This window comes from Flavobacterium sp., assembly GCF_027484945.1.
In the GTDB taxonomy this organism is placed as follows: Bacteria; Bacteroidota; Bacteroidia; order Flavobacteriales; family Flavobacteriaceae; genus Flavobacterium.
Genome location: NZ_JAIXRZ010000071.1, coordinates 1 through 22,017, shown reverse-complemented (window position 1 = coordinate 22,017; position 22,017 = coordinate 1). Strand labels below are relative to the sequence as shown.

Annotated in this window: 17 protein-coding genes; 10 read left to right on the top strand and 7 right to left on the bottom strand. The window is 35.9% G+C overall.

Features of this window, described 5'->3' with window-relative positions:
- Positions 1-19: 19 nt before the first annotated feature.
- Together Q0039_RS10170 and Q0039_RS10165 are read right to left on the bottom strand one after the other, a co-directional pair.
- Positions 20-1,789 (bottom strand): TonB-dependent receptor, encoded by a 1,770-nt coding sequence (locus Q0039_RS10170; RefSeq protein ID WP_297512391.1) that lies wholly within the window; start codon positions 1,787-1,789, stop codon positions 20-22.
- Positions 1,790-1,796: 7 nt separating this feature from the next.
- Positions 1,797-4,820 carry a tetratricopeptide repeat protein gene (locus Q0039_RS10165; protein WP_297512388.1) on the bottom strand — a complete coding sequence of 1,008 codons (3,024 nt, stop codon included), beginning with the start codon at positions 4,818-4,820 and terminating at the stop codon, positions 1,797-1,799.
- 246 nt (positions 4,821-5,066) lie between these two features.
- On the opposite strand from Q0039_RS10165, the gene Q0039_RS10160 reads away from it, so the two are divergent.
- Genes Q0039_RS10160 through Q0039_RS10150 form a run of 3 tightly spaced genes read left to right on the top strand, consistent with a single transcriptional unit; the run spans position 5,067 to position 7,779 of the window.
- The gene (locus tag Q0039_RS10160) at positions 5,067-5,750 is read left to right on the top strand and encodes an ATP-binding cassette domain-containing protein (protein ID WP_297512383.1); all 684 of its coding nucleotides are present in this window, start codon (positions 5,067-5,069) and stop codon (positions 5,748-5,750) included.
- Between the two features lie 3 nt (positions 5,751-5,753).
- Positions 5,754-6,857, top strand: coding sequence for a glycosyltransferase (locus tag Q0039_RS10155; protein WP_297512380.1), 1,104 nt, complete (start codon positions 5,754-5,756; stop codon positions 6,855-6,857).
- On the top strand, positions 6,844-7,779 hold the full coding sequence (locus Q0039_RS10150; RefSeq protein ID WP_297512377.1) for a glycosyltransferase: 936 nt from the start codon (positions 6,844-6,846) through the stop codon (positions 7,777-7,779). Before Q0039_RS10155 ends, Q0039_RS10150 begins: the two co-directional genes overlap by 14 nt.
- On the opposite strand, the gene Q0039_RS10145 is transcribed toward Q0039_RS10150, so the two are convergent.
- Together Q0039_RS10145 and Q0039_RS10140 are read right to left on the bottom strand one after the other, a co-directional pair.
- A complete protein-coding gene (locus tag Q0039_RS10145; RefSeq protein ID WP_297512375.1) occupies positions 7,776-8,174 on the bottom strand; it encodes an FdtA/QdtA family cupin domain-containing protein in 399 nt (132 codons plus the stop codon). The two genes, Q0039_RS10150 and Q0039_RS10145, sit on opposite strands and share 4 nt — an antisense overlap.
- The gene (locus Q0039_RS10140; protein WP_297512371.1) at positions 8,171-9,280 is read right to left on the bottom strand and encodes a glycosyltransferase; all 1,110 of its coding nucleotides are present in this window, start codon (positions 9,278-9,280) and stop codon (positions 8,171-8,173) included. Before Q0039_RS10140 ends, Q0039_RS10145 begins: the two co-directional genes overlap by 4 nt.
- Before the next feature lie 32 nt (positions 9,281-9,312).
- On the opposite strand from Q0039_RS10140, the gene Q0039_RS10135 reads away from it, so the two are divergent.
- Genes Q0039_RS10135 through Q0039_RS10120 form a run of 4 tightly spaced genes read left to right on the top strand, consistent with a single transcriptional unit; the run spans position 9,313 to position 13,475 of the window.
- Complete coding sequence (locus Q0039_RS10135; RefSeq protein WP_297512368.1) at positions 9,313-10,461, top strand: glycosyltransferase; 1,149 nt, start codon at positions 9,313-9,315, stop codon at positions 10,459-10,461.
- Entirely contained in the window at positions 10,443-12,080 is a 1,638-nt protein-coding gene (locus Q0039_RS10130; RefSeq protein ID WP_297512365.1) for a hypothetical protein, read from the top strand. Before Q0039_RS10135 ends, Q0039_RS10130 begins: the two co-directional genes overlap by 19 nt.
- Positions 12,049-12,915 (top strand): UbiA prenyltransferase family protein, encoded by an 867-nt coding sequence (locus Q0039_RS10125; protein ID WP_297512362.1) that lies wholly within the window; start codon positions 12,049-12,051, stop codon positions 12,913-12,915. Before Q0039_RS10130 ends, Q0039_RS10125 begins: the two co-directional genes overlap by 32 nt.
- Positions 12,912-13,475, top strand: a complete 564-nt coding sequence (locus tag Q0039_RS10120) for a haloacid dehalogenase-like hydrolase (protein WP_297512359.1) — start codon at positions 12,912-12,914, stop codon at positions 13,473-13,475. Before Q0039_RS10125 ends, Q0039_RS10120 begins: the two co-directional genes overlap by 4 nt.
- On the opposite strand, the gene Q0039_RS10115 is transcribed toward Q0039_RS10120, so the two are convergent.
- From Q0039_RS10115 to Q0039_RS10105, 3 genes are read right to left on the bottom strand one after another with little or no spacing between them, the layout of a single operon-like run.
- A complete protein-coding gene (locus Q0039_RS10115) occupies positions 13,449-14,720 on the bottom strand; it encodes an O-antigen translocase (RefSeq protein WP_297512356.1) in 1,272 nt (423 codons plus the stop codon). The two genes, Q0039_RS10120 and Q0039_RS10115, sit on opposite strands and share 27 nt — an antisense overlap.
- Positions 14,717-15,799, bottom strand: coding sequence for a DegT/DnrJ/EryC1/StrS family aminotransferase (locus Q0039_RS10110; RefSeq protein WP_297512353.1), 1,083 nt, complete (start codon positions 15,797-15,799; stop codon positions 14,717-14,719). Before Q0039_RS10110 ends, Q0039_RS10115 begins: the two co-directional genes overlap by 4 nt.
- A complete protein-coding gene (locus tag Q0039_RS10105; RefSeq protein WP_297512350.1) occupies positions 15,796-16,767 on the bottom strand; it encodes a GNAT family N-acetyltransferase in 972 nt (323 codons plus the stop codon). The genes Q0039_RS10110 and Q0039_RS10105 overlap by 4 nt, the downstream gene beginning before the upstream one ends.
- Positions 16,768-16,876: 109 nt before the next feature.
- Here Q0039_RS10105 and Q0039_RS10100 point away from each other — a divergent pair, with 109 nt between their 5' ends.
- The 3 genes from Q0039_RS10100 (at position 16,877) to Q0039_RS10090 (ending at position 21,827) form a co-directional block, all read left to right on the top strand.
- Positions 16,877-18,676: a gliding motility-associated C-terminal domain-containing protein gene (locus tag Q0039_RS10100; RefSeq protein WP_297512347.1), complete on the top strand. Its 1,800-nt coding sequence runs from the start codon at positions 16,877-16,879 to the stop codon at positions 18,674-18,676.
- A gap of 44 nt (positions 18,677-18,720) precedes the next feature.
- Positions 18,721-19,509 carry an RNA methyltransferase gene (locus Q0039_RS10095; protein ID WP_297512344.1) on the top strand — a complete coding sequence of 263 codons (789 nt, stop codon included), beginning with the start codon at positions 18,721-18,723 and terminating at the stop codon, positions 19,507-19,509.
- Positions 19,510-19,610: 101 nt separating this feature from the next.
- A complete protein-coding gene (locus tag Q0039_RS10090; protein WP_297512342.1) occupies positions 19,611-21,827 on the top strand; it encodes a RelA/SpoT family protein in 2,217 nt (738 codons plus the stop codon).
- Positions 21,828-22,017: the final 190 nt, after the last annotated feature.

The window sequence follows — 22,017 nt, the reverse complement described above, 5'->3', positions numbered from 1 at the left end:
AAATATAGCATGCTTTTAATTAGAAATCAAACTTAAAATTGGCACCCAAAAGGAACTGTATTCCTTGCACTGGGTAATTCATCCATCGTTGGTAATTTTGATTAAGCAAGTTATTTCCTCTAAGAAAAAAAGTCAAGCGTTCATTGTGTTTATAGCCAACATGCGCATTGAGATCCAAATAGCTTTTTAACGTCACTGTTTCTGGTGTATAGGGAATAACAGGTAGGGCTGTTGAATTATAATTATAATACAATTCCTTTCGTTCGCCTACAAAAAATAATGAAGCCCCCATATCCCATTTTGGAGTAAATACTACAGCTAAAGTTGAAGCCAATTGTAGTGTGGGTAAATTCCAAGGTTCCTGCTGTTGTGAACAATTATAATTATTAAACGTTGCATTCACTCCCAATTGAACATTTTTGGAGAAATCGGCTTTTAATTCGCCATAAACACTCAAAGTATTCACCTTATCATAAACCACTCCAAAGGAATTGGCCAAAACATAATCATTTGTATTGGTATTAGCAGTATCAAAAGGATTCGCTTTAAATAAAGCTTTATTGGCTTCAGCCAAATAGGATGCGCGAACATTATACCCAATCGCATTGGCTAATTTGCCTTTTAATCCAAAATAAATATCAAATTTCTGATCCGTTGGCGCAACGATTAATGTAGGCGAAACAAAGAAGTTTTCTTGAACAAAATCGCGATACGTATTTTGCTTCAAATTTCCCTCAGCTCCAGCATAGGCCACCATGATATCACCTACTACTTTATAACTTGCAGTAATTTTGGGATATACAAAGAATTTGCTTTCGCCACCTTGCGTCGCTGAACTGTAAAAGAAAGCGGCTCCTAAATTTACTGTAAAATCATCGCGTCGAATTTGAATCGAAGGTTGTACTCCAGTATTAAAATACCCATAATTTAGCGCACCTAAATTAAAATAATCGGTTGCAAAAGTACCACCAACATAATCCAATTCCATAGCCAATTTAACTTTTTCCTCCATAAGGTTGAATTCAAACGAAGGTTTGGCTAAAAATCGATTTTCAGCAGACGAAAACTGATCTGAAAAATGAGTAAATCGCAATTGGGCTTCTTTAAAAAAACTTTCATTTACAGCGATTCGCCCTCCCGCATAAATCGTTTGGTAGATTTGTTTTATATTTAAATCTGATAAAAACAAATCCTGATCTACTGGAGATAAACCCGAATATATATCGGTATCCAAACCATACCAATTGTAGGCCTGGCGCTGGTACCCTAAGTCGACATTCCAACCGATTTTATTTGATTTACTTCCATAGGTTAAATCAAGACCTGTATTGGAAAAATCATCTTCTAAGCGCACATTTTTAATTCCACCTTGGGAAGAAAAATGATTAAGCGCAGCTCCAAAATAATCGCTATTAGCAAACGTGTGGGTTACGAATAATGCCCCATTAATATTTCCATAATTACCTGCGGCCAGAGTGGCATAATTGGAAAACAATCGGGGTTTTTGCTCTTGTTCTACACCTGCAGCTTTACCCTTTGCAGGGGTAAATGTTGAGGCAACCGGAAACGAAAAAATCGTGTATTGAATGGGTTCACGTTTAGTGGTTTCATCATCATCCGTTGAAGGCGTTTCCTTTACTTTAAAAGCATCAGAAATCGTCGGTGTGTAGGGTTTAACTACATTCACCACTTCCGAACCAATGGTTTCATCTTGTTTTTGAGCCGTACTATTTTGACATCCTAAACCAATGGCAAAAGTCAAAACTATATATAGATTTCTTTTTTTCATAGCTCGCTTATTTGCTGTTATTTTCAATAGAAGAATTCGTTTTTGCTTCTTCATTCTTTATTCGTTCTAGTTCGACTTTGGCTTCATCTACTACTTCTTGGTATTCAGAAAAATTATCGATAACACTACTCAAAATTGCTGTAGCCTGGAAACTATCTTTTAATCCATAATAATTTTTAGCCATCACCACTAAGCCTTTCGCCCCAAAGTATTTATAACCCGAAAAATCTTTAGCCAATTTTTGAACTACTTTATTTGACTCTGCAAACTTAGCCTCCTTGTTTTTAAAATAGGCATCATAATAAAGTGCCTCTGCAGCTAGTTCCCCTTTTGCAATTTGCAACAAATTGGCATAGGCAATTCGTGCTTTCGCTTCATCATTGGCTTTAATTGCCGAACGAGCAATAATAATTTGCGCGTCGCTTTTAATTTTATTATCGGTTTTGGGATTGAGCAAAACCTTTTCGGCATAAACTACAGCATTAGCATACGCCTGTGTCTCATAAAAAGCGCGCATTAAATTGGCTTGAGCAAAGGTTTTATTCTGCGGAAAATCAGCTTCCAATTCTAAGCGTTCCAATACTGAAGTTGCTCGGGTATATTCGTTTTTCTTTAAGAAAATTTCAGACAACCGCGCCAATGATTGTTCTGTAAATTCATTCTTTGGTTGCGCAATAACATATTCATACTTTGGCACTGCATTTTGTTCCAAAGCATCGGCATAATAGGACTGTGCTAAATAAAAGTTAGCTTTTAATGCGTGTATTCCATTAGGGAATTTAGCTATATAGCCATTTAAAGAAGAAATCGCCAATTTTATATTGTTTTGCAAATATTGTTTTTCGGCAGCTTCATAGGTATCATCGTCCAATTCTTTATCAGAAACCTCAACAAAATTGAGTGTTCGAACCCAAGTAGCATATTCATCTACACGCCCATTATCAACATAAATAAGACGTGCAGTAGCAACAGCTTCTAGGGCCTCAGGTGTTGCCGGATAATCGGCTACTACTTTCTTAAACTTGACCAGAGCAAGGTCGTCTTTGTTTCCATTGTAATATACCAAACCTTGACGTAAAACCGCTTTAGCCGCATAGGTGCCTGAAGGAAACTCTTTCAACAAATCATCATACGTTTTTATAGCCAAATCGGTTTTGCTTTCGGCCACATAGGTATTGGCCAACTCAAACAATGCGTCATCACGGTATTGCGATGTTTTAAAAATTTGTAGAAATTTGACAAAGTCTTCAATTTTACGTTCGTTTTTAGCGACGAACCCATAACTAATTGCCTTTTGAAAAGCTGCATAATCGGCATCCACCCCTTTCATATCAATTGCTTTATTATAAGCATCCATTGCGGGCCAATATTTAGAAGTAACAAATCTACAATCTCCTAACCGCAAATAGGAATCATTCAAACGAATACGTTCATCTTTTACCGCATCAATCTGTTTTTGAAAATAATTCCCCGCTTGATCGTATTCTTTTTGTTTAAAGTAACAATACGCAATATTGTAATTAATGTTTTTGAATTCCACTGTTGCTTTTGCCGCTTCCATCGATTCAAATTGTTTGAAACTCAATAAAGCCTCTTGGAAATTATCAAAAATAAATTCGGTTTCCCCTTTCCAAAAAAGCGCACGGGCGGTAAACTTTTGCTCTTTGGGTTCGCGTAAAGACGCTTTAAATAATACTTGTGCTTCTTGATAATCGCCATCTGTAAACAATTCCAATCCACGATAAAAAGCTACTTTTTGATAGGCCACTCGGTTTTCGGGCGATTTATTCATCTCTAACAAATACAAGGCTTCTTTGTAATTTTTAGACGTAATATAGGAACTGATTAACAGCCCTTCAATTTCTTTTTTATTGGGAGAACTCGGATATTTTTTTAAAAACGCAGCAAGAATATCCGGTACGCTTTGAAATGAGTTCCCAATATCGTAACTCAATTTAGCATAATTTAACGCAGCATCTTCCTGAATCTTTGCATCAAAATCCATCTCGGCTGCACTTTTAAATGCATTTAATGCTTGCGGCTTACGCTCGGTATTCATGTAGCTTTCACCTAAATGATAATAGGCATTTTGTGCCACATGATCATTGCCATCAATAATTTTATTGAATTGTAAAATGGCATTTTCAAAATCTTTTTGTTGGTAATACGTATAACCCAATTGATAATAATCTGTATTACTCCATTTCCCTTTTTTACCGCGGTATTCTTTTAAATAAGGCAGCGCCTCCGCATAATTCTTTTGGTTAAAATAACTTTCTCCAATGATTTTATTCAACTCCGACTTTTCAGAAGCAGAGGATTTGGCCATTGCCGTTTTTCCCTGCTCTATTGCTTTGTCAAAATTACCTTGACGAAAGCTCATATCCGCCTGAAAATAAGACAGTTTCTCTTTATACTTTTCATCACCTGCCACTTGATCGAAGTATTTTGAAGCATCTTTAAAATTATCATTATCATAAGCCATTACCCCCAAATAGTAACGTGCTTGTGAACCGTATTTTTTTGAATTCGCTACTTTATTAAAATAGGTACTGGCTTCTTTTGCTTTTTTTGCATTAAAATTGGCATATCCTTTTTGAAAATTAAACTGATCGATTTCTTCATAGGTTAAAGCACTTTCATCAACTTTTTCAAAATATTCCAACGCACGCGAATAATCGCCTTGGTCAAAGTAATACTGAGCAACTTCAGTATATAGTTGATTCAACTTGGTACTCGTGGGATAATTAGCTATAAAATCCTGTGCCAAATTAGCTGCATTGCCTTGATTCAAATGAAGAGCACTACTTGCGCTATAAAATGCACAATCTGCACGCAGTTCAAGATCTTTTGTTTGCTGACTAATTTGATCAAATAATAGTTGAGCAGCCAAAAATTGACGGTCGTTATACAACGCCTCCGCACGATCAAATTCACTGAATTGGTGCGTATACACCGATGATTGCTGCGCAGTTGTCACCGATGTGATTACCAGGCTATTAAGCAATAAATACAACTTTAAATTTCGCATGTTTATCCAATTTTGGTACGTATCAAAAATAAAGGTCTCCCTTAAATAACGGGAGGTTGTAGTGTTTTATTATAAACATTTTTCTTAACAAAAGTGAGGAAGATTGATTCTTAAATTTTAAAGATTGTGATTTAGTAATTTGCTAAGGTTACAAATAATTATCCCAATCCTGTTAGCTTTCATTCTAAAATTTATTTTGAAAACCTACGTTATCTTAGTACATTTACCCCACTAACAAAAAATTGTATGTCACAACCCGTCGTATCATTGCAAAATGCAACCATTTATCAAGAGAACCGCGTGATTCTTTCGCAAGTTAATTTAGAAGTGTTACCCGGTGATTTCATATATATTATCGGGAAAAGTGGAACCGGGAAAAGCAGTTTGATGAAAACACTTTATGGTGATTTACCGCTAACAGAGGGAATGGGACATGTGGTCGATTTTGATTTACCTTCGTTAAAAGAAAAAGAAATTCCATTTTTACGACGTAAACTAGGGGTAGTTTTTCAAGATTTTAAATTGCTTCCCGATCGCTCTGTCAATGAAAATATGCTTTTTGTTCTACAAGCAACGGGATGGACCGATAAAAAGGAAATGCAAGACAAGATAGATGAAGTGCTTGATCATGTAGCCATGAAAGGGTTTGCTTCAAAAATGCCTCACCAGTTATCAGGTGGTGAACAACAACGTATTGCAATAGCGCGTGCTTTATTAAACGATCCAGAAATTATTTTAGCCGATGAACCCACAGGCAATCTAGACCCACAAACCAGTGCTGAAGTATTGGAATTGTTGAAAAATATTAATGGTAATGGTAAAACAATTATCATGGCAACCCATGATTATGCCTTATTATTAAAATACCCCTCTAAAACGCTGAAATGTGAAGACGGAGCCCTTTTTGAAGTGGTTCAGAAAACCGTGTAACTGTTGGCACAAAAAGTCTTAGTCATATCGGGTGTAAGCATGAAAGATGGTGGAATTCGTTCGGTTCTCACCGATGCGCTTACTGCCCTTGATCGGTATGCTTCTCAATCCAACCTGAAAGTATACGCTTTAGTTCCCAATGCTTCCGATTATCATTACTCGCATATTGAATGTATTGGATTTCCCAATGCTAAAAAAAAATGGTGGAATCGGATATACCTTGAATATTTCGGATTCAAAAAGCTATCGCTAGAATTGAAAGCCGACTACTGGTTATCACTTCATGACACTACACCAAATGTGGTTTGTAAAAATCAATTTATGTACGCACATAATCCAACTGTATTTTACCACCCGCGTTTAACCGATTGGATGTTCAATTATAAAATTGGAATCTTTAGTTTTTTCTATCATTGGGTATACCGGTGGAATATACACAAAAATACCGCCGTATTTGTGCAACAACAACAACTTTATCATTATTTCAAAAATTTGGATGTACAGCAAGTTTTTTGTTGTCCATTGCATGAAATATCAATTCCTGTTGCGATTCCCCAATTACCCAAACCAGCAATTAAAACATTGTTTTATCCCTTGGTTCCACGGAGTTTTAAAAATGTGGAAGTCATTGCCGAAGCATTACAATTATTAACTCCTGAAGAAAATAGTCAATTGGAAATTCATCTTACTTTTGACCCTAAGGACAGTGGATATGCCAGCTATATTGCTAAAAAATACCCTTTAAACAACTTAAAATTCTTAGGAAAATTGACGCGTGAAATGGTTTTTGCGCAGTATCAAATTTCGGATGGTTTACTCTTCCCTTCTAAACTAGAAACTTGGGGACTACCGATTAGTGAAGCCAAGGCAATGCAAAAGCCTATATGGGCTGCCGATTTACCCTATGCCAAAGAAACGGTAGGCGATTACCAAGAAGTCGTTTTTTTTGATCCTGAAAATCCGATAGCTTTGGCCGAGTTATTTCGTAAATGGTTAAACAACTCCCCCATCTATTCGGGTAACAAAGCACCCGAACGTACCTTTCCTGTATTGGGAAATTGGAATGCTATTTTTGATTATATACGAACTACCGATGCCAAAATTTAGTATTATCGTCCCCTTATACAATAAGGCTGCCTTTGTTGAAGAAACCCTACAAAGTATTCTTTCACAAACTGAAAAGGACTATGAAGTGATTATCGTTAACGATGCATCTACCGACAACAGCGTTGAAAGGGTTCAACAGCTGCAAATCACATCCCTTAAATGGGTAGAACATACTACGAATCGTGGGTTGGCAGCTGCGCGTAATTCGGGTATTCAAGCGGCATCGGGAGAATACATTACTTTTTTGGATGCAGATGATGTCTGGGAACCTAATTTTTTAAAACAAATTAGCCGACTGCAGTCCGATTTCCCAGAGGCAAAAATATTTGCTACAAATTATTGGGAATGGTTTGGAAAAAAATTGGTTACCCCGCACAATTCAGGGCGCAATTGGGATCCGCAATTTCGTGGGATAGTTTCTTTTTTTGACAATAATATTGGGCAAGGCCTTTACAATCATGGAAGTGTTTGCTTTCATCGGTCTGTTTATAATTCGGCAGGAAATTATAATGAAGACTTGGATTTTTCAGAAGATATCGATTTTAATATTCGGGCGAATTATCTGTTCCAACTTGCATTTTACAATCAACCGTGTATGCGATATCGTATGGCAGTAACCGGACAAATGACCTCAGAGAAGTTAATAAAACAAAGGGTTCCCGACTTCAAATCTTACCGCGAATGGGAACTAAAATCAAATGCTTTTAAAAAATACCTTGATTTTGAACGCTATGTTTTGGCAAAAAAATTAAAACAAACCGGGCGAATCACTGAAGCCAACGAACTCCTAAATGATGTAGAAATTTCGCATTTAAATCAAAAACAACGCGTTTTAGTTCAAGCACCTGCATGGCTGCTTGTCACAATTGGAATCCTAAAAAACATCGGAATTCGATTGGGAATTAAAGTAAGCTCGTATTAAAGCTCTTTGATGTATTTGAGAAACTCCTTATAATTTCGAATGTAATCATCTTCGTCATATACTTCGGATGCCAACACTAAACAAACTGCTCCTGAAGTGAAGTTTTCAAGTTCACGCCATACATTTACAGGAATTAACAAACCCTCATTTGGTTTATTCAATGTAATCCGCTGTATATTTTCCCCATCTTTTAATACTACATCAAAACTACCTGAAATCGGGATTAATAATTGTTGTAGTTTTTTATGAGCATGCCCACCCCTCTTGGATTCTGAAGGAACATCATACAAGTAGTATACCCGTTGAATAGGAAAAGGAATAGTATCCAATTCAACAACTGCTAAATTGCCTTTTGGGTTTTTAACTCGAGGAATATCAATAATTGTATACATCATAAATTCTTATAAAACCAGTGAATCCATTGCTTACCGATTAGAGGTAAATCAAGATGTTTAACACTCTGGCTGGCGTTAGTTTTACACAGTAAATATAAGTCATTATCTTCAATCATTCGATGCATCCCAATCATAAACTCTTTTTCATTCTGATCGGGTATTAACAAACCATTTTTTTCTGTAACAATAATTTCAGAGGGGCCTGAAAAACAATCATAGGCCACTACAGGTGTGCCTATGGCCAAGGATTCAATTAATACCGTTGGGAACCCTTCAAATTTACTAGTTAAAACAGTGAATAAAGCTTGATAATAATAAGGAAACGGATTGGCAACACTGCCAAATAAATGTATTTTATCACTACACGATAACGCATAAATTTGTTCTTGTAATTTACTGCGTAAAGGACCATCGCCCAGAATTATAAGATGGATATCAGTACTAGGTAGTTTTGATTGGGCATACATAGCAACCAAACGATCAAATTGTTTAACATTGTCTCTAAAACTTCCTACAGCGAGAATAAATTGATAGGAAACAGAAATAAATTCAAGCTTTTGCTGATGTAATGTTACTGAATCAATAGGATTGTAAAACACGATACTGGGTGTATCCTTATAATCATCCGAAAATGAACTTTGAATTGCTTTTGAAACCGAAACAATAGCTTTTGCCTTATTGTAAATAGCCTTACTAATCCAATGAGGTTGGGGAAAATAAAGATGCTTTGCAAAACTGTGCACCATCAACAAATAAGGAGAACGGTATACAAATCGATGTATAATTAACTCCTGTATACTTTTGATTTTTACTCGGTTATCAATGATTAAATCAAATTTTTCATTCTTAAAAAAAGTATTTAATTGTTGAAATCTTTTAATCCGTTGAATCCATTTAACTATTCCCTTATGATTAGGATCGCCGCCTAAGTTTAAAAGTTGTCCCCGATAGGAATACGTTACTGCATTTTCAACAATAATATGAAAAACAGCAATTCCTTGAGATTCAAAATAACACGACATTAAGGCTGCCCATCGTTCAGCACCACCTCCTGACAACTGATCAGAAACGATACACAAACGGAAGTTTTTGGGAGTAGCTTTCAATTTTTTGTATTTTAGCAACAAATATAAGGAATGTGAGAATATTACTGTTGGGTGAATTCAGTCGTTTACACAATACGTTAAAAGAAGGCCTTGTGGCATTGGGTCATGAAGTGGTTTTAGTCAATAACGGTGATGGATTCAAAAATTATCCTGCGGATTACTCTATACGTGCCCTATTTTTTAAATCTAAAATAGGTAATATCTTCCGACAAGTTTGGTACCGTTTTTTTAAATATGATTTAGTTTTACTCGAACACGGATTACGTTTTTGGTGGATAGTGAATCGATTCCAACAATATGATGTTGTTCAGTTTATCAATGAAAAACCAATTCAAACTTTAGCTCTACTCGAATATCATTTCTTAAAAAAAATTTTAAAGAAAAATTCCAATTGTTACTTATTAAGTTGTGGTGTGGATAAAACCAACTTGGAATATATGTTAGCAAAAAGAGAGCGATATTCCATAATGAATCCCTATTTTGAAAACCCTAAATTAACGGAAAAAGAATACACATTCATGTGGGAATACAAGACGTCAATGCATTTTAAAATTCACAAATTACTTGAGAAACACTGCAAAGGAATTATTGCTTCCGACTTGGATTATGTTGCTCCCCTTCGGACACATCAAAAGTTTATAGGCTTAATCCCTAATCCTATAAACACATTGAGCAAAATATATACCCCTAATAGAGTTACAGGGAAAGTTATTATTTTTCTAGGAATTAATTCTGGAAATTACCACTCCAAAGGCATTCGTTTTTTTGAAGAAGCTTTAAAAATTGTGCAGAAACGTTGGGGATTTAAGACTGAAATCATAACAACCCGAGACATACCCTATTTTGAATATCATCAACATTTTAAAAGAGCACATATTGTACTGGATCAAGTATATGCATTTGATCAAGGATACAATGCTCTTGAAGCTATGGCACAAGGTAAAGTGGTTTTCACTGGGGCGGAAACAGAATTTTTAAACTTCTACCAATTACAGGAAGATGAAGTAGCAATTAATGCATTACCCGATATCGATTATTTAATTGAAAAATTAAATTTTTTAATTCATCATCCAGAAATGATTGCTACTATTGGAAAAAATGCTGCCGCATTTATAAAAAAAAATCACGAATTCACACAAATTGCACAACAATATATTAGGGCATGGAATTCAGAAAAGTAAGTTTAATACTTCTTATTGCTGTTGTGGCTTTTTGGATCACTCAAGGATTAGATCTATGGGATAGTGGTTATATTGTGGGATACAGTTGGCGAATCGTTAATGGAGAACTTCCTTATCGCGATTTTTATTACAAAGGTCCGCCAGCAACTATATTTTTATGGGCATGGATAATGAAAACTTTGCCTGTATTCGGACAGTTTTTTTATTTAAAATTAATCAACTGGCTACTTTTTCTTTTGCAAACACATTTGTGGTTTAAAGGAATTCAACTTGGACTCGATTGGAAAATACCTTATCCGAAATTAATGTATTTCTTGGGTCTTGTATTTTCTGTGCAGTTTTTTCCTATGTATCCTTGGCCTACTACTGACGGATTACTTTATACTGCAATCGCATTTTACCTTTGGGCACTAAGTAATAAAAAGAATCGAGTGAATTTCTATATCCCATTGATTGGACTTTTCACTATTGCTGCAGCACTTACAAAACAATCATATTATTGCATTCCAATTGTTTTTATCATAAGTACGGCACTTCGTTATAAACCGTTGAATGTTATCTATTTACTATTTATTCAATTCGTTACATTAACTCTCTTTATTTGGGGCATTTCTCAATTTACGACCCTAAAAGAATTCTTATCGCACACTATGGGTGAAACGACAGTTACTGATTTAATCTATAGTGGTTTTCTTAACTATTTTTATGACTATAAACAGCGTGAAACACTTTGGATTTTATTAGGAACAGCAAGCATTTTTATGTTGATTTACAATCTAAAAATTAAAGCTCCTTGGAAAATAAGTTTTCAAAACATAGCGATCCTTTGGGGTATTTTTGGTTTGATTTGGTCTATCGTAATTTCAATTCAAGAAGGTTCTCGCGTATTAACGATTGCCCTTGCTTTTTCTTGTTTAGGTTGGTTTAATCGGGACTCCAAGGATCGAAATAAGGCAGCCGTGCTTTTTTGCATTGGAATGGTCGCTTGGGCTTGCGCCATAAGCTTAGGATATCCTTATCCTATTTTCATGGGAACAAGTTTACTTATTTTACTTATCTGGCTGGTAACCAATCGTTTTCCTAAGTATACCTCATATTTTCAAGGAATGATGTTCATTGGTGTTTTAATTGGTACGATTTACCAATTTAAACCTTATGCGGAAAAGCCAATTAATACACTTCGCTACAACATCGGGGCTTTCAGCCCCAAGTTTGCAGGCATTAAAACTAGTAAAGTCCATTTTGATAAATTGAATGAATTGAAAATATTGCATTTCAAATACCCAAACAAAAGACAAATTGTAGCACCGAATTGTGCATTCTATTATTATGCAATGGATATCAAAAATCCACTTCCAGCGGATTGGTTATTGAATTGGGAAATCCATCGCGATCCAAAAACAATACTCCAGATTGCCAGTCGGAAAGAAAGTGTTATTTTCGTTGAGAAATCTTTCATCCAAGGTAATGATGAATTTATGACCAGCAATAGGGCTGATTTTAGTATCGTAACCGACTATATCGTTCGTTATTTTCAAAAAATTAATGAAACTAAGTATTTCTTAGTTTATAAAGGATCAACATTGAATGCACCCTTACCTCAAACTTCTAAGACCTAAACAATACGTTAAAAATGTATTTATAATTGCTCCCTTGTTTTTTTCAGGTTCAATTACTATAGAAAAAATTGAAAAAACTTTTATTGCCTTCTTTGCCTTTTGTTGTATTGCAAGTGTTGTATACATCTTCAATGACATTAAGGATTTAGAAACGGATAAGTTGCATCCAAAAAAGAAAAATAGACCCATAGCATCAGGAGCCGTCTCTATTAACATTGCATATAGTGTTGCCTTACTTCTTTTATTATTAGGATGCACCTTGGCATTCATTAGTCAGCCTAAAATACTCCTTGTATTTGCGGTGTATTTAGGTATTAATATATGTTATTCTATTGGATTAAAACAATTTGTTATTATTGATGTTTCCATAATTGCGTTCGGTTTTTTATTACGCTTGTTTGTCGGGAGTTTAGCATCATCAAGTGAACTTTCGATTTGGATCATCATAGAGACCTATTTATTGGCTCTCTTTTTGGCATTAGCAAAACGAAGAACGGACCTAGTATTGCATTTGGATGGTGTTTCCACAAGGAAAAACATTGAAAAGTATAATTTAAAATTTATTGACACTACCCTTAGTAGTTTGACCGCATTGATTACTATTGCTTATCTTATATTCTCTATTAGTCCAGATATACAAAGTCGTTACCATTCGAAATTAGTTTACATGTCCGGCCTTTTTGTTTTGCATGGACTACTTAGGTATTTAAAATTAGCTCTTGTGGATCAAACTCCTCTAGCTCCACACACGCTTGTTTTAAAAGATAGACAACTACAACTTACCATATTCTTATGGGTGGTATTTATGGGTGGGCTCTTATATGTGAAAGTATGAAAAAGTTAATTCTAGTTGATTTTGATGAAACGCTATACCATAAAAATAGTATGTTGGTCTTCACCCGATGGTATTTTGGATTTTGGCGATATTATTTTGGATTGCTATGTTTAAGTCCGATTCTTATAGCATATCTACTTCGATTTTCCTCTGCTACTTTTACTAAGACTAAGTGGTTAAGCTTCTTTTTTGGTGGGATGGATGCATCAAAATTCAAACAAATTGGACGAACTTTTTCAAAAAAAAGGATTCCTTTAGATTTGAATGAAGAACTTTACAACTATTTAAAAAAAGAACAAGATTCGGCAACTATTTGTATCGTGACAGCTTCAGCTAATGAATGGCTTGATAATTGGGTCGATCATGAAAAATTCATGTTAATTGCGACTGCTTTATCCTACTCTAAAGACCGATTTACGGGACAATTATCGGGTAAAAATTGTAACGGTAAAGAAAAGGTTCATCGTATACTTCAGCAGTTTGATTTAACTAGTTTTGATAGAATAGAAGTTATTGGCTATGGACGTGGAGATTTACCCATGCACGGGCTTTCGAAATAGGTAGATGAATAATAGAAATAAAAAATACAATGCATAATTTACAACATAAGCCTGCATAAACCCTTCTAATCCAGACTCTTGAATTCCATACCGACTCAAGAAATATAAACTAGTCAAAGAGAACAATTCGGTGAAAATAAATAAACCTGTTTTTCGATACGCAAAAAAACGATACCCCAAAATCAAAGCAGCACCTTTAAAAAAATCTCCCAAAACTTGCCATTGTATCAAATCAGTTATGGGCTCAAAAGCATGAGTATAAAAAAGTGAAACTACCAAGTGTCGTAAAAGATAAAAAACAATTAAGCCGATGGTAAATAATGGAAAAACTTGGGTATAATAATTTTTTAAAATGGCTTTTTCTTCAAAATCATTTACAACTTTGGATAACCTAGGCAAGAAATAAAGTCCAATTAAAGTTGAAAGAAATAAAAAATAAAAACTTGAAATTCGGGTCAATGCTTCCCAAAAACCAGCAGCAACGCTTCCTATATTTAAAATAAGTTGATTACGTAATGCAATTAGTACTAAAGGTCCAATAACTGATGAGGCAATTGCCATCAATGTGTAGTGAAACAATTGTTCAATAAATACTCTATTGCATTGAGGACGAAAGGCCAATAATTGTGATTTTAAATAATACGCAAGACAAAAAAAAGTAAGTGAAGGCGCAACAACAACTGCAACTAATGCACCAAAGGTTTGGGATTTAATAACTAATATAACCGTAATAACCAACCCAATAAGTGAACTAAGAATTTGGGTGTAGACCACTTTCTTAAATGCTTCCAATCCATTTAAAATGGACATTAAAACAATTTGGATCAAATACCAAGGCAATGCCAATGCAAACCAATAAAAAACAGAGGTATAGGGTGAGGAACTCCCAAATAAAATAAAACTCCAGTAATCAGCAAAAATAGCAATACAACAAGATGTAATCAATGCCATTACTGGTAACAACGTCAAAACTGTAGATAAAAAATTCTTTAATTGATTAGGATCATTTTTATAGGCTGCTGTATATTTTACTATTCCATTGGCAAAACCCAAAGTGGCAATATTTTCAATTGAAGTTAAAAAATTTCGCAAATTACCTACTAGAGCTAAACCAGTTGGCCCTATATAGATTGCAAGCAACTTTGAAGTAACAAAACCCGTAACTAGTTTTAAGCCAACAGACAAACTATTTAATGAGGTTATTCTCCCTAATTCTCCTTGCCACAAACCAATCAACCATCTCATAAATATCCATTTAAGGTTTGAATGATATAACTAACCTCCTCTTCGGATAATACCGGACTCATAGGCAGACTCAAAACCGTATCATGTATTTGTTCAGTTATCGGAAATGATAAAATATTCCAATTTGAAAAAGCTCCTTGTTTGTGAGGTGGAATCGGATAATGAATCATCGTTTCTATACCGTTTTGCAGCAAATACGATTGTAATTGCTTTCGATAGGGTGTTTGAATAACAAATAAATGAAAAACATGAGCATCCATAGCCATCACCTTGGGCAATTGAATGGCTGAATTTTGTATCTCGGTTAAATACCGTTGTGCCCATTTTCGACGCAAATTATTTTCATTCATTAAATGCGGTAATCGCACGTTTAGAAATGCAGCTTGTAGTTCATCCAAGCGCGAATTCATTCCACGCAATTCATTATGGTACTTTTGACACGATCCATAATTTCGTAAAGTTTGAACCATCTTAGCAACAGCTGAATCATGAGTTACCACAGCCCCTCCATCACCTAAAGCACCCAAATTTTTTCCAGGATAAAAACTAAACGCCAAATCATTCATTCCTTCAAAAGTAAGACCGTGAGCTTGGGCAGCATCTTCAATTACAACCCAATCTTGTGCGGCGGCAATCGCATTTATTTCCCTCATAGGAGCCAATTGTCCATACAAATGAACAACCAAAACACCTTTAATTTCAGGCGTAATTGCCTCAATTATTTTTTCGGGAGATAAATTAAAAGTCTCTGCATCCGGCTCTATAAGAATAGGCTGCAATCCGGCTTCAATAATCCCCATAATTGATGCAATATACGTGTTGGCTTGCACCAATATATGATCTCCAGGTTGTAACTTACCCAGAGCGATATGAGCTTTAAAAAGTAAGGTTATCGCATCCAATCCATTGGCCACACCGATTGCATAAGGCGCGCGACACGTTGCCGCAAAATCGGTTTCAAATTGCTTTAATTGGTCGCCCAAAATAAACCAACCCTTTTCAACTACCTTTTGCAATTGTGCATGATAGGCTTCAATAAACGGAGCGTTTATACGCTGTAAATCCAAAAATGGGATCATACGAGTACGGAGTCTAATAATGAAAAATGAGCGGTGTCGACCTGATAAAAATGCTGCGCAACGGGCTGTGTACCATAGGATTCTTTCCAAAATTGGAGTCCGGCATTGATATTTTTTCCTTGGTTTTCATTTGAAATACCAAAATCAAAAACGCGGCAATCCCGATACACTTCGGTAATCAAATAATCATATAAATAATCCAAAGCACCGGTTTCTGATCGTTGATCATCGCCCGCTACATACTGTGGATGTGCCACTCTACCCGTATCAAAAACGGTTGTTCCAGCGACTAACTGCCCCTCTAAATACACATTAAAATGCCGTATATTTTTAGGAAATTGACTGTACAAATAGGTGATTTCTTCCAATGTATGAACCGGTTGGGTTTGGTGTCTTTTTTCTAAATTAGGAATCAGTAATGTGTTCCAAAAAGAAGTAAAATCAGCTTCTTCTCGAATAATCAATCCTTTTTTTTGTCCCCGACGAATACTTTCTTTTCGTGATTTAGAGAGTTGTAAAGGTAGATGTAAATCCAAGGAAGACAATAGGTCAACGCGTGTTATCTTAGCTTGACAAAGCTGCATTAAATAAGCTAGTTCACCCGAATAACCCATCGCATAAAATCCGGGGATTTCTTTTATGTGTAAAGCAGTAATCGCATGTTGCTGTAGAAAACGTAAAACTGCAGCAAACAACCCAAGAACATCCGAAATATGTATTCGAAGCGGTAAAACCAATCCACCATAGGTGAGCCCCCAATGCGAATAAAGTGAATCATTGATTTGATGCGCAGGAACAACTGCAATCAAGTCATCGTTTTTATACACCAGCAGCGAATAGTCCAAAAAACGATCGTGGTGGTATTCCATGAACTTCCGCTGAAACAAAAAAGTACCGTTTCGGGATTGCGCAATAAAGGCATCCCATAGCGTACAATCCGAATTTTGATATTTTTTTACTGTGAACAAAATAGATGAATAAGCAATTGATTCGCTAACGATTTTTTTGTTAGAACCATTCAAAAATAGCTATAATTTAAAATTAATCACTACTTTTAGATGCAATATCTTGATTTCAATGCCAAACGCAGGTTACATACGTATCGTGTTTCTATTTTTTTTTACAATCGTTGGGAATGCACAAAACATTAGTTTGTATGAGCAATTCAATGGTCGTTACGACTTCACTTTTGTGGGGAATACACTCAATTTAGCAGAAAACAATTCCACAACTACGTGTACCGAATTAATTGCTCCTTTCGCTTCTGCCGAATTAAATTTAAACTCCAATCAACAACTCCACAAAGCCTATTTGTATTGGGCTGGGTCGGGTAATGGTGATCAACAAGTATCCATGAATGGCATCGATATTACGGCAACGCGTATTCTTTCTGCAATCAACAGTAATACAGGACTATCCTATTTCAGTGCCTTTGCCGACGTAACTGCTTTGGTAGCAACTACAGGAAACGGAACCTATACCCTTTCCAATCTTGATATAAGTGCAACATTACTAAGCGAACCAGGGTATTGTGACTTCCGAACAAATTTTGCGGGTTGGACCTTAGTGGTTGTTTATTCATCAGCGCTTTTACCAATTAATCAGGTAAATTTATATGATGGCTTACAAAGTATTCCCACGGCTATTAACATAACATTGGATAATTTAAATGTGGTGGATAACGTAGGTGCAAAAATTGGTTTTGTCGCTTGGGAAGGTGATCGTGGTTTGGCGGTAAATGAAAGTTTGCGTATTAACGGGACCGTTTTGAGTAATCCGCCATTAAACCCCGCAAATAATGCTTTCAATGGAACAAATTCGATAACCAATAGTTCGACCCTACACAATATGGACTTGGATATTTATTCCATTCAAAACAATATTCAAATTGGAGATACCTCGGCGTTAATACAACTTACTTCAGGACAAGATGTAGTGCTTATGAATGTAATTTTAACCACATTCAACAGCCAGTTGCCCGATGCCGTAATTTCGATAGATGCGGTTGATAAAACCTGTGATTCGCCCAATGTAACGTTGCATTATACCGTTTCAAATCCCAACGCTACTGACCCACTACCATCGGGAACAATAATTGCATTTTATTGTGACGGAATTTTAGTTGGACAAGCCCAAACCCAAACAACACTTCCTATAAATGGATTTGAGCAAGGGCAAATTGTATTGACGATTCCGACATCAGCGCCCTTAAATTATACCCTAGTAGCGCAAGTCGACGCTAATAGTAGCGTTCAAGAATTAATCGAAACCAATAATAGTGCAAATTGGACTGATACACTTTGGTTTTCGCCTGTTATTAGCGCTTTAGATCCTATTGTGAGTTGCAATAAAGGCTTCACTTCGGGTGAATTTAATTTTTACAATTATGCCGAATCGGCTTTTGATGCAGCATTAGCAACCTTTGGAGGCTATTATGAAACTATTGCCGATGCAACCAATCAGGTAAACGCAATTGTAACTCCCGAATCCTATTGGGCGACAGCAACACCCAAAACCATTTATTTTCGAGTTAATAATGAGCATTGTTATAGTTTGGGGAACTTTGAATTGCAAACCAAAAATTGCCCCCCTCAAATTTTCAATTATGTTTCGGCTAATGGCGATGGGGCCAATGACACTTTTCACATAGAAGGTTTGTACAATATTTTCACCCAATTTACACTAGAAATATACAACCGATGGGGACGTCTGGTTTGGAAAGGAAACAATTCGATGCCTGAATGGGATGGGTTTTCTAATCAAAAATTTACGATAAGTGACTATATTTCTCCTAAAGGAACGTACTATTATATTCTTAACTTAAATGACCCAAGCTTTCCCGATCCTTATATGGGTTGGCTTTATTTTACATTTTAAGATTTCAGGGAATTCCCTTAAATTAGCCTCTTAATTGAATCGTCTTGAAACAAATCCATTCGACCCAAAACCCATTGATCAAATCCTTAGTATTGTTGCAAGAAAAGGCCAAAGTTCGAAAACAAACCGGAACCTTTTTAATTGAAGGAAAAAGGGAAATCGAATTGGCATTAAAAGGCGGCTATGTTTTGGAAAACGTATTATTTGTGCCTGAAATGTTTGCTATTTCTTCTATTCAAAAGCAAATCCCTTCCTTTTGCAATCCGATTGAAATTAGCAAAGAAGTATATCAAAAATTGGCCTATCGTGATACTACTGAAGGCATTCTAGCGGTGGCTAAAGCAAAAGATCACGATTTAAATGCGCTTCAATTACCCGAAAACCCTTTGATTCTAGTAGCCGAAGCTATTGAAAAACCCGGAAATATCGGCGCACTTTTACGCACAGCAGACGCTGTTGGGGCCGATGCCGTTTTAATTGCCAACAGTAAAACCGATTTGTACAATCCCAATTGTATCCGCTCCAGTGTAGGTTGTCTATTCACCAATACAATAGCGATGAGTACTACAACTGAAATGATTACTTTTTTACAACAAAAAAAAATTGCGATTTACAGCGCAACATTACAAAACGCTAATGTATACCACGAAAATGATTTTACACAAGCCACAGCCTTGGTTGTTGGTACAGAAGCAACCGGACTAACATCGGCTTGGCGGGAAGCTGCAACGCAAAACATTATAATTCCGATGTCGGGAACCATTGATTCAATGAACGTTTCTGTAGCAGCTGCCATTTTACTTTTTGAAGCAAAGCGTCAAAGAGGATTTTAAAATTAAGCACTACAAATGCATAGTTACTATCCGTTAATTCTACTATTTTGAAGTTGTAGAATGTTTTAATTTGTTGTACTTTTAACCTTCACAACGTTTTTATGCTAGAAATCGATTTAGAAGAAGAAAAAAAAGCACTCGCTCGAGAATACAAAGAACTTTTACGCATTAGTTACCAAACGCTTAGTGTAGACGATAAAAAATTGATCCGCAAAGCTTTTGATGTTGCGGTTGATGCGCACAAAGATCAGCGCCGAAAATCTGGAGAAGCCTATATTTTCCACCCAATCGGTGTGGCCAAAATCGTAGCTTCTGAGATTGGTTTGGGGGCCACTGGTATTGCTGCCGCACTCTTGCATGATGTTGTAGAAGATACGCCAATAACCGTAGAGGATATTGAAAAACAATTCAATCCAAAAATTGCACAATTGGTAGGTGGACTTACCAAAATTTCGCAGGTTAAAAAAGACATGAACATCTCGATGCAAGCAGAAAATTTTCGTAAAATGCTGCTCACGTTAAATGATGATGTTCGGGTTATTCTTATTAAAATTGCTGACCGCTTGCACAACATGCAAACGATGGATTCCATGCCGCAATACAAGCAAGAAAAAATTGCTTCTGAAACCTTATATATCTATGCTCCTTTGGCCCATCGTTTGGGTTTATACAACATCAAAACCCAATTGGAAGATTTAGGCCTTAAGTATACCGAACCTTTAATTTACAAGGATATTGTTAGCAAAATCAAAGAAACAAAAGAAGAACAAGACGACTATATCAAAATGGTTTCTAAGGTTTTAGCAAAATCTTTGGATGAAGAAGGGATTCAATACATTATCAAGGGGCGGCCCAAATCCATTTATTCAATTCGTCGGAAAATGATGGTGCAACGTGTGACGTTTGATGAAGTATACGACAAATTTGCACTGCGTATTATTTATAAATCCAATCCCCATGATGAAAAATTCTTGGCTTGGAAAATTTATTCTGTAGTTACCGATCATTACCGACCAAGTCCGAGTCGATTACGCGATTGGATTTCTTCTCCCAAATCAACTGGATATGAGGCATTACATATCACCGTTATGGGTCCAAAAGGACGTTGGGTAGAAATACAAGTGCGCAGCGAACGTATGGATGAAATTGCCGAGAAAGGCTATGCTGCACACTACAAATATAAACAAGGTGCTACTGAAGAATCGGGTCTTGAGAAATGGCTGAATTTGCTGAAAGAAGCATTAGAAAATGCCGAAACCAATGCGGTTGACTTTGTAGAAGATTTCAAAATGAATTTGTATGCCAAAGAAATCTTTGTATTTACACCCAAAGGTGAAATTAAATCCTTGCCAAAAGGAGCTACTTCGTTGGATTTTGCCTTTAGCATCCATTCTGAAATCGGTATTAAAACACGAGGAACCCGTGTAAATGGACGGTTAGTTCCCCTCAATTACGAATTAAAAAGTGGAGACCAAGTAGAAATCATAACGTCACCGCATCAAAAACCAACAATCAACTGGTTGGACTATGTAACTACATCAAGAGCAAAAAATAAAATCCGAAGTGTACTCAATGAAGATACGAAGAAAATTGCTGAAGAAGGAAAAGAATTACTAACGCGTAAGCTAAAGCATTTAAAAATTACTCTTAATGAAAGTGTAGTTAATGAATTGGTTAACTATTTTAAATTAAAAACGAGTTTGGATTTGTTTTATCGTGTAGGAATCGGGGCGATAGAGAATCAACAGTTAAAGGACTATGCTGCACAGAAAAGCAATACGCTAATTAATTTTTTCAAAAACAAAATCAAACGGTCGCATGCTACAAATCCAGAGGAAATAAACCGACAAGAGTTAACCAGTAATTACGACTTATTGGTCTTTGGAAAAGAGCAAGATCGTTTGGATTACAAGTTGGCTTCTTGTTGCAATCCGATTCCAGGTGATGATGTGTTTGGTTTTGTAACCATAAACGAAGGGATAAAAGTCCACAAAAAAGACTGTCCAAACGCTATTAGCCTACAATCAAATTATGCATATCGGATTATGCAAGCGCGATGGATCGATTCGACCAAACAAGAGTTTAAAGTGAATTTAAATATTACCGGCATGGATACGATGGGATTAACCAATGAACTTACTAAAGTAATATCCAATCAAATGCATGTTAACATTCAAAGTATATCTTTAAGTGGTGAAGCTGGAATTTTCAATGGTCAAGTTACCGTTGTAGTCCAGAACAACAAAATCTTAAAACGCATGATTGATTCGATTAAAAAAATTGATGGAATTGAAAAAGTAACTAGGGTTTATAGTTAGGGGTTATGGAGATTAGTAGCTAGTGATTAGTGACTAGTAATTAGTGACTAGTGACTAGTGACTAGTGACTAGTGATTAGTCCTAAAAATCGAGGGTAATTAAAAGTCTATTCTCTATCCTCTATTCTCTATTCTCTATTCTCTATTCTCTATTCTCTATTCTCTATTCTCTATTCTCTATTCTCTATTCT